14 protein-coding genes and 3 pseudogenes are annotated in these 14306 nt (G+C 72.1%); 9 read left to right on the plus strand and 8 right to left on the minus strand.

Annotated elements, in window-relative coordinates; genetic code table 11:
* Together AB0M56_RS23410 and AB0M56_RS23415 are read right to left on the minus strand one after the other, a co-directional pair.
* A complete protein-coding gene (locus tag AB0M56_RS23410) occupies positions 1–1473 on the minus strand; it encodes a long-chain fatty acid--CoA ligase (RefSeq protein ID WP_364179509.1) in 1473 nt (490 codons plus the stop codon).
* A 55-nt stretch (positions 1474–1528) separates the two neighbouring features.
* On the minus strand, positions 1529–2488 hold the full coding sequence (locus AB0M56_RS23415; protein WP_364179511.1) for a hypothetical protein: 960 nt from the start codon (positions 2486–2488) through the stop codon (positions 1529–1531).
* Between the two features lie 226 nt (positions 2489–2714).
* Here AB0M56_RS23415 and AB0M56_RS23420 point away from each other — a divergent pair, with 226 nt between their 5' ends.
* The 7 genes and pseudogenes from AB0M56_RS23420 (at position 2715) to AB0M56_RS23450 (ending at position 6864) form a co-directional block, all read left to right on the plus strand.
* On the plus strand, positions 2715–3059 hold the full coding sequence (locus AB0M56_RS23420; protein WP_364179513.1) for a WXG100 family type VII secretion target: 345 nt from the start codon (positions 2715–2717) through the stop codon (positions 3057–3059).
* Between the two features lie 21 nt (positions 3060–3080).
* Positions 3081–3380 (plus strand): hypothetical protein, encoded by a 300-nt coding sequence (locus tag AB0M56_RS23425; protein ID WP_285969303.1) that lies wholly within the window; start codon positions 3081–3083, stop codon positions 3378–3380.
* Between the two features lie 97 nt (positions 3381–3477).
* Positions 3478–3892: pseudogene (locus AB0M56_RS23430) on the plus strand (hypothetical protein).
* Positions 3889–5040, plus strand: coding sequence for a WXG100 family type VII secretion target (locus AB0M56_RS23435; protein WP_364179514.1), 1152 nt, complete (start codon positions 3889–3891; stop codon positions 5038–5040). The pseudogene AB0M56_RS23430 and the gene AB0M56_RS23435 overlap by 4 nt, the downstream one beginning before the upstream one ends.
* Entirely contained in the window at positions 5031–5189 is a 159-nt protein-coding gene (locus tag AB0M56_RS23440; RefSeq protein WP_364179516.1) for a hypothetical protein, read from the plus strand. The genes AB0M56_RS23435 and AB0M56_RS23440 overlap by 10 nt, the downstream gene beginning before the upstream one ends.
* An 815-nt stretch (positions 5190–6004) precedes the next feature.
* A complete protein-coding gene (locus AB0M56_RS23445; RefSeq protein ID WP_364179518.1) occupies positions 6005–6505 on the plus strand; it encodes an alpha/beta hydrolase in 501 nt (166 codons plus the stop codon).
* Positions 6502–6864, plus strand: coding sequence for a hypothetical protein (locus AB0M56_RS23450; RefSeq protein ID WP_364179520.1), 363 nt, complete (start codon positions 6502–6504; stop codon positions 6862–6864). Before AB0M56_RS23445 ends, AB0M56_RS23450 begins: the two co-directional genes overlap by 4 nt.
* A 143-nt stretch (positions 6865–7007) precedes the next feature.
* On the opposite strand, the gene AB0M56_RS23455 is transcribed toward AB0M56_RS23450, so the two are convergent.
* From AB0M56_RS23455 to nadA, 5 genes and pseudogenes are all read right to left on the minus strand, one after another.
* The gene (locus tag AB0M56_RS23455) at positions 7008–7346 is read right to left on the minus strand and encodes a hypothetical protein (protein ID WP_364179522.1); all 339 of its coding nucleotides are present in this window, start codon (positions 7344–7346) and stop codon (positions 7008–7010) included.
* Positions 7347–7372: 26 nt separating this feature from the next.
* Positions 7373–8507: pseudogene (locus AB0M56_RS23460) on the minus strand (S8 family serine peptidase).
* A gap of 108 nt (positions 8508–8615) precedes the next feature.
* A complete protein-coding gene (gene nadC, locus AB0M56_RS23465; RefSeq protein ID WP_364179524.1) occupies positions 8616–9515 on the minus strand; it encodes a carboxylating nicotinate-nucleotide diphosphorylase in 900 nt (299 codons plus the stop codon).
* The gene (locus tag AB0M56_RS23470) at positions 9512–11152 is read right to left on the minus strand and encodes an L-aspartate oxidase (RefSeq protein ID WP_364179526.1); all 1641 of its coding nucleotides are present in this window, start codon (positions 11150–11152) and stop codon (positions 9512–9514) included. Before AB0M56_RS23470 ends, nadC begins: the two co-directional genes overlap by 4 nt.
* A pseudogene (gene nadA, locus AB0M56_RS23475) lies at positions 11149–12165 on the minus strand (quinolinate synthase NadA); the annotation flags it as partial. The gene AB0M56_RS23470 and the pseudogene nadA, both read right to left, overlap by 4 nt.
* Positions 12166–12274: 109 nt before the next feature.
* Here nadA and AB0M56_RS23480 point away from each other — a divergent pair.
* Positions 12275–12910 (plus strand): NUDIX domain-containing protein, encoded by a 636-nt coding sequence (locus AB0M56_RS23480; RefSeq protein WP_220237968.1) that lies wholly within the window; start codon positions 12275–12277, stop codon positions 12908–12910.
* Between the two features lie 39 nt (positions 12911–12949).
* Positions 12950–13672, plus strand: coding sequence for an LON peptidase substrate-binding domain-containing protein (locus AB0M56_RS23485; protein WP_364179528.1), 723 nt, complete (start codon positions 12950–12952; stop codon positions 13670–13672).
* Positions 13673–13676: 4 nt separating this feature from the next.
* Here the strand turns inward: AB0M56_RS23485 and AB0M56_RS23490 are convergent, their stop codons facing one another.
* Complete coding sequence (locus tag AB0M56_RS23490) at positions 13677–14282, minus strand: DUF2567 domain-containing protein (RefSeq protein ID WP_364179530.1); 606 nt, start codon at positions 14280–14282, stop codon at positions 13677–13679.
* Positions 14283–14306: the final 24 nt, after the last annotated feature.

Here is a 14306-nt window from a genome sequence, read left to right on the forward strand (position 1 = left end):
TCAGCCCAGCATTCCCAGCAGCGCCTGCTTGTCCGGCTTTCCCGAGGCCGCCACAGGGACCGCGTCGATCACGGTCACCGTCGACGGTACGGCGGCTTCGCCCAGAGAAGACGCGACCAGGCCGCGCAGAGCGGCCACGTCAGGGACACGACCCGGTGCCGGGACCACAAACGCATGCGCCGCCTCGCCGGTGGAAGGGTCGGGAGCCGCCACGACGTAGGCCTGGTCCACGTCGGCGTGCGAGGCGAGGGCGCGTTCGATCGGGCCGGTGTAGTGGATGACCGCGTTGACGATCACGACGTCGCGGGTGCGGCCCGTCAGGTGGAGGAAGCCGGCAGCGTCGACGTGGCCGATGTCCTGGGTGCGGACCCAGCCGTCGCGCAGGACGTCGGCGGTCTGGGAAGGATTGCCCCAGTAGCCCGAGAACTGGCCGGGCGACCGGACGAAGATCTCGCCCGAAGCGCCGGCCTCGACGTCAGTCCCCGAGGAGTCGCGCACGGAGATCTCGACGCCCGCGCAAGGGCGGCCCGCGGAGCCCAGGGCGTCCGGGAACGCGGCGACGTCGGCCGGTGTCAGCACGGTCAGCTTGCCTACCTCGGTCTGGCCGTACGCCTGCTGCATTCCCGACCCCACGCGGGAAAACGCCTCCGCCATCAGGCCCGGCGCGACGGGCGAGCCGGCCACCACCAGCATCCGCACGGAACTGACATCCACCGACGAAGTCCGCAGCACGTCGAGGATCTTGTACAGCCGCGGCACCGTCGTCAGAGCCGCCGTGATGTCCAGCCGGGGCAGGATCCACGGGAAGTCGGGCAGCTCGGAAGGGATCACCACCGTCCCGCCGGCCAGGAGGCACGAGCGCAGGTGCGTGATCATCACCGCGCTCGTCAAGGTGCCGAACAGCAGGAAACGCCGGTACCTCGCGGCCAGATCCGCGGGCGTCTCCTCAGGACGTTGCTCGATCCCTTGCGCCGTCAACGCTTCGAAGCTGTACGCCACGCCTTTCGGCAACCCCGTGCTGCCGCTGGTGAACACCACCCAGCCGATGTCGGACGGCCGCCCACTCGGCACGGGCTCCTCGAACACCGACAACAACTGCGGCCCCACCCGCAGGATCTTCGCCCCCGCCGCCGTCGCGCGCAGTTCCGGCGTCTCGGAGGCCTCGTCGACGACGACCGCCGCCAGGTCGCCCACCACCGTCCGCAGGTGCGCGACCGGCAGGCCCGCCCGGATGCCGACGGTGCGGCACCCCAGCGTCTGCGCGGCGATCTGCGCGGCCCACCCCTCGGGCGTCACGGCGGTGGCGACCCCGACGCCGTCACCGCGCGAGACGCCCGCGCCCCGCAGGGCTGCGACGAAGCGGCCGATCAGGTCGCGCGCCTCACCCCGCGTGACCTTCCGCGGCCCGTGCTCGAACGCCACCGCGTCCGGCTGCGAACCGAGCGCGTCCAGCACCGCCTGCGGAAAGACCATCGCACCGTCCTTTGTCCGATCCGGAAAACGCAGGACCATCCCTACCCGAAAGATCTCAGAATTCCGTCAGAGCGTGCACTCTCGGTGAGCGCAGCGAAAGCGCCACTCCCGCCGCCACCACCACGATCAGCCCCGCCGCCGCGGACAGCGTCCAGAAGTCCGGCCCTACGATCGACTGGCCGCGCAACGCCTGCCACGTCACCAAAGCGAGCACGCCCGCGTAGCCGACGACCGCGGTCCACACCAGCCGCCGGCGCACGAGGTCGGACGACAGCACCGGGTACCGCCGCGCGAGCGCCGCCAGGCCCAGCGCGATCAGCGGCAGCGCCTGGATCGCGTGGATGCCGACGAAGTGCGGGATCCGCAGGTCCCCGCCGACGGTGCTCCAGCCGAGCACGGGCAGCCCCGGCCCGCCGTCCGCCAGACCGACCGTGTGCCCGCCGATCGTCGGCGGCCGCTCCCCCGCCGCCTTCATCGCCTGCTGCGCCGGTGTCGGCGAGAACATCAGCAACGCCAAGCCCATCCCCACGGCCGCCAGCGTCGTCCCCCACCGCAGCGCCGACGCCAGAGCGCGGTCCGGCAGCTTCTGGAACAGCAGCAGCACGACCACCGCGGCCGTCGCGCCCCACGCTGTGAAGGCACCGGTGGCGACGAAGTTGTTGATCGTTACGTCGGACGGTGTCGCGTGGTTGAAGTGCAGCGTCCGGTCGCGGACCACGACCTGCCACACCAGCAAGGCCATGTCCGTGCCGATGCCGACGGCGAACACCGTGCCGATCCACCACCCGGCCCGCCGGCCGCGCCGCAGCAGCGTGAGCAGCCACGCGAGCGTCAGCGCGTACATCCCCACCGACACCGCGAACTTGAACGGTTTCGCCCACAGTGGCGCGTTGACGAGCGTGCGATCATCGAACAGCAGTCCCAGTGCCGACACCACAAACAGCAGCGCCATCGCCCCCGCGAGCACCACGAGCGGCCGGTGCGGCCGCACCTTGACCATTCCCCCGAAATTCATGGTCACCAGGGTTGCGCGGGCGCCGGCGGAGGGCACTGGAGACCGCCCCCTTCCCTGAGGTGGGGAGCGCCCCACCCCGTGTAGGTAATAGTGCCGTCAACGCGACCGGCAGTTGTGCCGTTTGACCGCACCTCCGGGTTTTCTAGCGTGACATTCACAACGCGCGGGCAGGGGCAAGCCTCTCGCGCACCGGGATCTTCCGCGAGAGGGAAGGAGGTGGCCCGTCATGTCCAGTCCGGGATTCCAGGCAGATTCCGCTGCGATGACGCGCGCCGTCCAGGGCTTCGAGGAAACCGCGTCGAACGCGAAGACGACCATGGCCAGCTTGGAGTCGGAGCTCACCGAGACTCTGTGCAACTACAAGGGCGACCAGGCCGTGGCGTTCTGGGACCTGCAGCGCCGGCTCCAGGAGAAGATGCAGGCCGCGGTGAAGGAGCTCGACACCATGTCGCAGCTCGTGCACACGAGCCACACGAACTACAACACCGGCGACTCGGACGTGCACCAGAGCTTCCAGAGCGTCGGCCACAACCTCGAGGGCGCTTCGGTGATCCCTCGCCTCAACCTTTGAGTCACGGAGAGGACCGGCAAAATGGCTGACGTCGTCGAAATCAACTTCGCCGCGCTGCAGTACAGCTCGGCGTCGCTGGCCGCCAAGGCCAAGGCACTGACCTCGCAGCTCGAGCAGCTGCACCAGAACCTCCAGCCGATCACGGCGACGTGGTACGCCTCCGGCAGCTCCGCCGGTGAGGCCGCCCGCCAGGCCGAAACGCGGCTGCGGCAGGCCACCGCCGACATCGTCGCGATCATCGCGCAGTTCGGCGGCAAGGTGGGCGACGCCCACGACCTGCAGTCGCAGCTGGAGAACCGCAACCAGGGTCTGTTCGCCTGATCCGCTCCCGACGTCGGTCGGCCGGTGCGGGAAACCCCCCGCTCGCACCGGCCGACCGGCTTTCCAGCGTCCGTAATGCACGAGAGGGTCGGGACCGATGCACGACCAGTCGTACTACGTTCACCTCGAATCGCTGAAGGACTTCGTGCGGGAACTGGAAACCCAGATCCACGCGATGTCCAAGCCCAACGACTTCCTCAGCACGCTCGGCGAGCACCCGCTGCTGTTCGGGGAGTTCGGGGAAGCCGGCTCGCTCGTCGACGCCCACCGCGCCGCCGTCGCCGAGATGCGGGGGGCTGCTCGAACAGGTCCGCAGCGCGATCACGTTCGCGCAGGACGTGACCACCACCGTCGCCGACGGTTACGCCCACGCCGACCAGTCGGTGGCCGGCGACCTGCACCAGTCCGGCAGCGAGGCCGGGCTGCTCGATCCGCTGCTTTCGCTGCTGGGCCTCGGGTCCGGTACTTCGACCAACACCGGCTCGAACAACTCCGGGGGGACGGACGCATGAGCGGGGCGCACACCAACTTCGCCGCGTACACGCACCAGCAGCTGTACGCGATGCTGCAGGCCGGTGACCCCAGCAGCGCGCAGACCGCGGCCGACCAGTGGAACTCCACCGCGATCGGGCTGCACGAGCAGGCCGAGAACCTGTCGAAGGAGCTGTCGGACTTCTCGGGCGAGTGGACCGGCGGCGCGGCTGACCAGTACTCGCACATGATCACCGACCTCGTCGGCGGCATCCGCAAGGTCGCGCAGACCGCGCAGGGCATGCAGCACATGCTCGAGGACGCGGCCGACGCGCTCGTGAAGGCCAAGGCCGAGATGCCGCCGCCGGTTTCGGTGCCCGACGTCTCGCCCGGCGAGGTCGCGCTGGCCGTCAACCCGCCGTTGCTGCCGCCGGATTCGTCGCCGGCCACCCTCGCCGCCGCGGCCCAGCAGCGGCAGCAGGCGATCGCCAACGTCGAGGCGCAGCAGCAGGCCGCGAACGCCGCGGGTTCCGCGCACGCCAAGGCGATCGTGGTCATGACCAACCTGGCCACGAACTACACCACCGCCGAGGACTCGATCCCCGTCTCGCCCAACGCGGTCGACACGCCGGCCGCTCCCCCGGCCGGCGGCGGCGTGTCCGGTGGCGGTGCGACCGGCAACGGCCTGGCCGACCCGGGTGTCGTCGTCGGCACCCCGGACGACTCGCACCCGCTGCCGGCCGACGGCTCGGTGGCGGGCGCGCCGGGGGTTCCGGGCTCGGATCCGGCGACTTCGGGCAGTCCGCTGTTCGGCGACATGTTCACCGCCGGTCTCGCGGCGGCTTCGGCGGCGGCGTTCGGGCGGTTCGGCTCGATCATGCCGAAGGTGCCGTCGTGGGCGTCCGGAAAGGACTCCGACGACAAGAAGGACGAGCCGGCGGGCACGAAGCAGGGTGGCGGTGCGGCACCGAAGGCGGTGCCGGCGGCGGCTTCCCGATCGGCGGCGGTGAGGCGCCTGCGCTCGACGGCGGCGGAATCCCCGGCGGCGGCGGGCTTTCCGGTGGCAGCGACGCCCCGGCGGCGCACTCCGGCCTCGCGGGCGACGGCGGCACGTCGAATGTCCTCAGTGGACTCGCGGGCGGCGCGGCCGGTGCGGCGGGCGCGGCGGCGAAGAGCGCGATGCCGATGATGCCCATGATGCCGATGGGTATGGGAGCCGGTGGTGACCTGGGTTCCGGACGGCGGATCCCGGCGTGGCTCGTGGAGACGGAGAACGTGTGGGGCCAGCAGGCGCCCGTGGCTCCGTCGGTGATCGGCGAAGAGCCGGAAACCTACTGATCGGGAGGACGGCTCGGTGACTGCTGCAGTGGACTCCGGGGGTTACCGGGTCGCTCCCGCCAAGCTCGACGCGGCCGCGGCGGGCCTGGGCGGGCGCGCAGGAGCGCTCGAGACGGCGCAGAAGGCCGTGGCGGGGTTTCCGTGCCCGCCACGGCGTTCGGCCAGGTGTCCGCTTCGGCGGACTGCGCCGCCACGCTGAAGAAGACGCTGTCCGAGTTCGGCGAGAAGATCGACGGACAGGTGCAGCGCGCGAAGGCGCTGCAGAACGGGCTCACCGCGTCCGCCGCGGGATACCGGCGCGCGGACGAGCAGGTGGCGGCTTCGTACCGGTCGCTGCTGCCGGAGGATCCCCTGCCGGCGGTGAGCGGTCCCGTCGGGGCGGCGGCGAGCGGGACGTGGGCGAATGCGATCGCTTCGAACCGCACCAAGGTGTCGGACGCGCTGACTTCGGAGCAGACGCACCTGCAGCAGCTTCGGTCTTCGGCCGGCAGCGCTGACGACATCGCGCGCTCCCAGCGGAGGATCGCGCTGTACCAAGACATTCTGGCGAACAACCGCCAGATCCTGCGGTTCGACCCCGCGGCTGACGGCCGGATCGCCGAGCTCGTGGGCTCGATCCAGCCGGGGACGCGCAACGTCGGGCTGTTCGTGCCGGGCGTGAACACGCGGCTGGACACCTTCCAGGGCTACGCCGACCTCAGCCGCAGCCTGGTGGCCGCCGACCCGACGGGCCGCACCGCGATGGTCGTGTGGGCCGACGGCGACTTCCCGCAGAACCCCCTGGTCGAGGGCCGGACGCGAGCTACGCGCAGGCGATGGCTCCGGGCCTCAAGACGTTCGGCGACGAGCTGCGCGGCCAGGTCGACACTCAGACCGGCGGCGCGGCGACCATTACCGCCATCGGCCACAGCTACGGCGGCGCGACCGTGGGATTGGCCGATTCCCAAGGCCTGGCCGTCGACCGGGTGCTGCACGTCGAGTCGGCGGGCATGGGCCACTGCGTCTGGAGCCCGGCCGACCTGCCCGCGAGCCAGGCGGGCGTGCAGCGCTTCTCGATGACGGCGCCGCTCGACCCCATCGTGTTCGCCCAGGGCAATGCCTGGGGCGCCGAGTGGACCGGCATCGGCCACGGTGCCGACCCCGACACGTTCCCGGGCGTCACCGACCTCACGACGGGCAACGACGCGGCCGGCAACGAACTCTGGGGCCTGTCCTCCCACAGCGACGTGCTCAAGCCCGGCTCCGACCCGTGGACCAACATCTACGGCGTCCTCACCGGCGGCGCGCTCACGACGGTACCGGGGGTGCAGCGATGACCCTCTCGCTGCTGGCCCACGAGCTCACGGCCGTCATCGACGACGTCGCCGCCACCTTCGGCCCCGACGTGGCCCCCACGGTCGCCGGCGAGCTCGACTGCGACCCCGCCCACCCGGGCACCCTGGTGTGCTGGCAGTACGGCGTCCGCCTCGACCACTGCGGCGACGCGGAACACCGGCTGGCGGAATCGGTGCTGCCCGCGTTGGAAGCCGCCGGCTGGTCCGCGCACGACCGCAGCACCCCGCGCGAACTCATCGCCCGCTTCAACCGCGACGGTGCGGACTTCACGGTCCACGTCGCCCGCGCAGGTGGCGGGGTGGCGATCATCGGCTCGACGCGGTGTGTGGTGCCGGCCTGACTCACCGCCCGGCACGCCGCCGAACTGTCGCAAGCAGCGCAGGTCGGCTTCTGCCTCAACGTCGAGGGCATCGAGGGCATCGACGCAGCGGAACCCGGTGGCGCGGCGGCAAACACGCACCACCGCGGGGCCGTGCCGAGGTGTCAGCGCAGCCAGCGCAGGGCCGCTTCGGCGGTGTCTTCGGGTGTGCGGTTGAAGGCGATGGCCGCGGCGGGCGCGAGGCGGTGGACGAGGTTGACGATTTGCTCGAAGAGTTCCAGCAGGGGCTCGTAGCCGCGGATGCCGCCGCCGATGACGACGCAGGCGTAGTCGGCGCGGGTCAGAGCGGATTCGATGGCGGACAATGGATTGTCGTCGGGGGCGACGAGGCAGAGGTCGGACTCCAGGCCGTGGGTGGCGAAAGTGGCCTGGCCGCGCGCGATGACGGCCTGGACCGGGGCGGGGTCCCAGCCGTCGAACCGCGTGGGGTCCAAGCCGATCACCAGGACGCGGCCTTGAGGCACGGGAATCACGAGCCGAACCGGGAGGCGCGCCACGAGCGGCGGCGGCCGCGGCGCACGGTGGCGACGGCGAGGCCCGCGGCGGCGGCCAGGACGACCCCGCCGAGGGCGATGGCGGCGGCGGGGATGTCCACACCGGCGTCAGCGGGGGCCGGCGCCGGGACAACAGCAGGCAAAGCGACCGGAGCGATCGAGCCATCCGGCCCCGCGGCTGAAGCGGGCAGCGTCGACGAGACGGCGGCATAGGCGTCCACCACGCCCCAGCCCAGGCGGGGGTCGTCCACCTGACGGCGGACGCGAGGCCGTCAGCGTCAAGCGCGTCACGACCTGGTCGCCCGTGAAGTCCGGGTGGGCGGCGCGCACCAGGGCGGCCACGCCGGCGACGTACGCGGCGGCCAGGCCCGGGTCCGTCACCGGCCAGCGGTGCGCGACGGCGCCGCCCGCGCCGGCCGAGGTGCTGACCAGGTCGGCTCCAGGCGCAGCGACACCGAGGTAGTCGCCGGCTTCGGTCTGGACCGGAGCGCCCGCCTGGTTGGTGGAGCCGACGGCGAGTACGTCCGACGAAGCGGTGGGATAGGTGTGCGCGCCCTGCTGGGTGGCGGCCGCGGCGGAGACCACGACGGCGCCACGGGAATGGGCGCGCGCGACCGCCGCAGCCAAAGCCGGGCTGTCGAAAGGCGCCGGCACCGCGATCAGCAAAACCCCCGCGCCCCGGTCGAGGGCCGTGTTCATGGCACCCGCCAGAGCGCCCGGGTCGCCGCCGTCGTGGGACGAAGCGTCGACGTACTGCAGCGGCAGAAGCTTCGCGCCCGGTGCGACGCCGACGAAAGTCGTTTCCCCCGAAGGCTGCGCGGCGACGATCCCCGCGGCGATGGTGCCACGGCCGTCGCAGTCGGACGGGGCCGTGCCGGGGCCGGTGAGGACCTGGCCGGGCGCGAACTGGCCGTTCTGCGCGTCGACGCCGGTGCCGATCACGGCCACGACCTGGCCGTCTCCGCGAGTGAGCGGCCACAGGCGCTGCGGGTCGACGAGCCGCTGGCCCCACGACACGGCGCCGGTGTAGGTGCCGGACGGGTTCGCGCACGCCCCCACCGCGCTCGCGGACCCGGCGAAACCCGCGGAAGACAGGGAAGACACGGCCACGAGACCGGCCACGGTGAAGACGGCTGGCCACCTCACCGCGGCACCCTCCCGGAGAATCTCGCTGTCCGACAACGGGATTCTAGTCGAGCGGGCGCCGCGGCAACAGGTTCAGCGCAGGTCCATCCCGAGGTCCAACGCGGGCGAGGAGTGTGTGAGCGAGCCGACCGCGAAGTAGTCCACACCGGACTCGGCATAGGCCTTAGCACGGTCGAGGGTGAGGCCACCAGAGGATTCCAGCCGCGTTTTCGGCGAAACGGCGTTGCGCCGCTCCGCGGCCTTCGCGCAGTCCTGCGGCGTGAAGTTGTCCAGCAGCACCTCGTCGGCTCCCGCAGCGAGCGCCTCCTCCAGCTGCGCCAGGTTGTCGACCTCCACCTCGCACGCCAGCTCCGGCGCGTGCTCGCGCGCCGCCGCCAGCGCGGCCGTGACCGAACCCGCGGCGACGACGTGGTTGTCCTTGATCAGCACGGCGTCGCCCAGACCCAGGCGGTGGTTCACGCCGCCACCGCAACGCACGCCGTACTTCTCCAGCAGCCGCAGGCCCGGCGTCGTCTTGCGGGTGTCGCGGATCGCCGTGCCCGAACCCTCTACTTCGGACACCCACCGGGCGGTCGCCGTCGCGATGCCCGAGAGGCGGCAGACGAGGTTCAGCGCCGTCCGCTCGGCCGTCAGGAGGCCGCGCACGGTGCCCCGCACCGCGAGCGCGGGCTCGCCCGCCGCCACCCACGACCCGTCGGGCCGGCTGGACACCACCTCGTAGTCCGAACCCAGCACCGCGTCGAACACCGCCAGCGCCACGGGCAGCCCGGCCACGACACCCGGCGAACGCGGGGTCAGCTCCGCGACCGCACGCGCGTCGGCCGGAACTGTCGACGCCGTGGTGGCGTCCGGGCCGTACCGCAGGTCCTCTTCGAGCGCCGTGGTCACCACGCGGCGGACGTCGGCGACCTCGAGCCCCGCGTCCACGAGGGCGCGTGAGACGGCGTCGGAAAACGGGAACAACTCGGTCATGCCGCACCTTCCAGGGCGATCGGGTCGGCCAGCACGGGCTGGCCGGAGGGGCTGAGCCGGATGAGCTGACTGCGCCGCCAGCCCTCGGCCCGCTCGGGAAAATCGGACCGCACGTGGCAGCCGCGCGATTCGGTGCGCCGCGCCGCCGCGGCGAGCAACGCCTGCGCCGCCACGGTGAGCGCCGCGTCCTCCACGGCGGCATGCGTCCACAACGGACTGTCCTGCGTGGACAGATCCAGCACGGAACCGGCTGCCGCCAGGCCGTCGGCATCGCGGCCGATCGCGGCGTAGCGGCTCATCACGCGCTGCAAAGCGTCGCGCTCGGCCGCCGGCGCCGACGTCCGCGAAGGCAAGCGCCCGCGCGACGGGTCCGGCAACAGCCCGGCCGCGAGGTCGGCGGCCACGGCCTGCGCCGCGCGGTGCCCCACCACGAGGCCTTCGAGCAGGCTGTTGGACGCCAGCCGGTTGGCCCCGTGCAGCCCGGTGCGGGCCACCTCGCCCGCCGCGTACAGCCCGGTGACACTCGACCGCCCGTCCGCAGTGGTCACCACGCCGCCGCACGCGAAGTGCGCGGCGGGCGTCACCGGAATCGCGTCCACCGCCGGGTCGAGCCCCAGCACCGCGCACGCCGCGTGCACAGTCGGGAACCGCTTCGCGAAGCCGGAAATGCCGGTGGCGTCGAGGAAAACGTGGTCGTCGACCCCGCCCGGCGCCAGCCCCATCCGCCGCGTGATCGCGGCCGACACGACGTCGCGCGGCGCCAGGTCGCCCAGCGGGTGCACGCCGGCCATCACCGACCGGCCGGCCCCGTCGACGAGCGTGGCTCCCTCACCGCGAACGGCCTCGGTGACGAGCGGGCACCGCCCACGCGCCCCCGGCGTGTAGAGCACCGTGGGGTGGAACTGCACGAACTCGACGTCGGCCACCGTCGCGCCGGCCCGCAGGGCAAGGGCGAGCCCGTCGCCGGTCGCGATCTCCGGGTTGGACGTCGCCTGGTAGAGCTGGCCGAACCCGCCGCTCGCCAGCAGCACGGCCGAGGCCCGCACCACGCCGGGCACGCCATCGCGGTCCAGCACGGTCACACCCGCCACCTCACCGACGGGCGTGAGCAACGCGTCGACCGCGATGTGGTGCTGCAGCACCGGCACGCGCTGGTCGCCGGCTTGCGCCACCAACGTGCGCTCCACTTCGGCTCCGGTGGCGTCGCCGCCCGCGTGGATCACGCGGAACGCGCTGTGGCCACCCTCGCGAGCGCGCGCCAGGCCTTCGGCGCCGGCGTCGAACTGCGCGCCGCTGGCCCGCAGCCACTCCACCGCCGCGGGACCGCCGTCGAGGATCGACCGCGCCGCGTCCTCGTCGCACAGGCCGGCGCCCGCGGTGAAAGTGTCTTCGGCGTGCTTCGCGACCGAGTCGTCGCGGTCGTGCTCGCCTTCGAGCACCACCGCGACACCGCCCTGGGCCCAGCGCGTGTTGCCGTCGGACACCGCCGCTTTGGTCACCACGAGCACGTGCAGCCCGAGCTCCTGCGCCCGCAGCGCGGCCGTCAGCCCGGCCACCCCGCTGCCCACGACGACGAGGTCCGCACGGGCTTCCCACACCGGGGTTTTCGCCTGTGAAGCGTTAACCGGGGTGGTCATTCGCCGCCGCCGGGCTGCCCGATCTCGATCATCCGCTGCACCGAAGCCCGCGCCCGGGCGGCGGTCTCGAGGTCCACGTGGACCTCGTCCGCGCCTTCACGCAGGCTCCGCAGCAGCGCGGCGGGCGTGATCATCTTCATGTACCGGCAGGACGCCCGGTCGTTCACCGCGCGGAAGTCGATCTCCGGCGCGGCCTTGCGCAGCTGGTGGATCATGCCGATCTCGGTCGCCACCAGCACCGAGCGAGCCTTCGTGTCCCGAGCCGCGTGCACCATGTCGCCGGTGGACAGGATCTTCACGCGCTCCGGCGCCACCGCGCCCTCGCCCGCGAGGTAGAGCGCCGATGTCGCGCAGCCGCACTCCGGGTGGATGAACAGGTCGGCGTCGGGGTTCTCTTCGGCCCGCGCGGCCAGCTCGGCCCCGTTGATGCCGGCGTGGACGTGGCACTCGCCGGCCCAGATGTGCATGTTCTGCCGGCCCGTCACGCGCTTCACGTGCGCGCCGAGGAACTGGTCGGGCAGGAAGAGAACTTCCTGGTCAGCGGGGATCGAAGCCACCACGTCGACCGCGTTCGACGACGTGCAGCAGATGTCGGTCTCCGCCTTCACCTCGGCAGTGGTGTTCACGTACGACACCACGACCGCGCCCGGGTGCTCGGCCTTCCAGTCCCGCAGCTCGGCGCCGGAGATGGAGTCGGCGAGCGAGCAGCCGGCCCGTGCGTCGGGGATCAGCACCGTCTTCTGCGGCGCCAGGATCTTCGCGGTCTCGGCCATGAAGTGCACGCCGCAGAAGACGATCGTGGACGCGTCGCTGCTCGCCGCGATGCGGCTCAGCGCCAGCGAGTCGCCGGTGAAGTCGGCGATGTCCTGGATCTCGGGGACCTGGTAGTTGTGCGCCAGCAGCACCGCGTCGCGCTGACGAGCGAGCTCGCGCACCTCCTCCGCCCAGTCCGCGTTCGCCTCGACCCCGCCGTACGGAGTCAGGTTCTGCTCAACCGTGGTGGTCATGTGTGTGGCCCTCCTGGACCGTCGACGGGTTTTCGCCTTATAATCGAAAACCGTGCGAAGTCATCTTAACACCCAGACCCCCTTGGCCCACGAGGTTCTGGGAGCGGTCCTGCAAGTGCGCTCGGACACACTGCGCGTGCTCCTGTGGCGGCGCGCGCTCGACCCGCACCTGGGCCGCTGGTCGCTCCCGGGCGGCCGGCTGCGCCCCGACGAGGACGTCGAAACGTCCATCCGCCGCCAGCTCGCCGAGAAGGTCGACGTACGCCAGCTCAAGCACGTGGAGCAACTCTCGGTCTTCAGCGCGCCCGACCGCGTGCCGGGGCCGCGAGTGGTCGCCACGGCGTTCCTCGGGCTCGTGCCGTCGGACGTCGACCCGGAGATCCCCGAGGACACGCAGTGGCACGACGTGACCGCGCTGCCGCGCACCGCGTTCGACCACGAGGCGATCGTGCTGCGCGCCCGCGACCGGCTGCGCTCGAAGCTCAGCTACACCAACCTCGGCTTCGCCCTGGCGCCAGAGCAGTTCACGATCTCGGCCCTGCGCGGGCTCTACTCCGCCGCGCTGGGCTACCGGGTGTCGGCGACGAACCTGCAACGCGTGCTCTCACGCCGAGGACTCCTCGTGCCCACCGGGGACACCGCGTCACCCGGCCGGGCCGGCGGGCGCCCGGCGGCCCTGTTCTCCTTCGCGGGCAAAGGGATGCAGATCACAGACCCGTTCGCAGTCCTCAAGCCGCCGCCGAAAAGGTGACGGCCTGCGAGCGCGCCCCGGTACCCGTACGGTGGACGCGTGACCGAGCGGGAGCAGGAGCAGAACCCCAGTGGGACGGCGACACTGCCGTTGTTCCCGCTGCAGACCGTGCTGCTGCCCGGTACGCACTTGCCGTTGCACATCTTCGAGCCGCGCTACCGCCAGCTGACCGCCGACCTCGTGGGCGGCGCCGTGCCAGGGCGCGAGTTCGGCGTGGTCGCGCTGCGCGCCCCGCTCGTGCGTGAGGTACGTGGTCTGGACCATGTGTACGACGTGGGCTGCAGCACAGTGCTGCGCGAAGCGAAGCGGCTGCCCGACGGGCGCTACGACGTAGTCACCAAGGCCGCCCGCCGCTTCCGCCTGCGCGAGCTCGACTGCACGTCGGCGCCCTACCTGATGGGCGTGGTCGACTGGCTGCCCGACGACGCCGTGCCCGCCAGCGCGGTCGAACCGGGGCAACGCCTCGGCGAAGTCGCGCGCGCGGCTCACCGTCGCTACTGCGAGGCCGCCTGGCACGACGACGACTGGAGCACGCCGGACGACGACGCCGACGTCAACGAGCTCGCCTACCAGCTCGCCGCCGACTGCCTGCTGCCACTGGAAGACCGCCAGCTGCTGCTGGAAGAGACGCACCCGTTGCGGCGCCTGCGCATCGTCTGCCGGTTGCTCACGCGCGAGGCGTGGTTCCTGGACACGCTCAGCGCCGTGCCGCTGCCGCCGACCGAGTTCGCCGACTTCTCGAAGCCGGCGAATCTCAACTAGGGCCTCAGCCGAGGCGACGGCCCAGGTCCTCGCGACCGTTCCACGCCGCGAGCAGCGCGTAGACGAGCGAGGTCACCAGCGGGGCCGCCAGCCAGATCCATCCCGATTCCAGCTGCGGCGCCGCCGAGATCACTGCGCCCAGCGCGGGCGCGGTGTCGATGGCGTACTTCGAGTTCACGAACGCCACGCCGATCTGCGTGCCGAGCCAGCCGGCCAGCGCGGCACCCCCGGCGGCGGCCAGGAACACGACCGGGCCCCGGCGTTCGCGCATCAGCCACACGATCACGCCGATCAGCAGCCCCATGGCCAGCGCCAGGAAGCCGTAGATGGCGAGGTCATCGAAGCGGTGCCAGCTCTCCAGCTCCAGCGGCACGCGCTGCCCGTCTGCGGTGACCACGCGCTCGCGCTGCGGCGGCGCCATCAGCGACCACAGCCAGCCGAGCGGGATGCCGAGCAGGCCCGCCGTCGACAGCACGCTCACGGCCGGCAGCAGATCGGCCTTCACCACGACCTTCGGCCGCGCACGGTGCGGTGGGAAGAGGTTCGGCACCGACCAGGCGTCGGCCACGGCGGACGACCGGTGTGCTGCCTTGCCCGCGGAATCGACCACCCCGGACTCCCTCCCTGCGTTTGT

Source organism: Amycolatopsis sp. NPDC051372 (assembly GCF_040682095.1).
Taxonomy (GTDB): Bacteria; Actinomycetota; Actinomycetes; order Mycobacteriales; family Pseudonocardiaceae; genus Amycolatopsis.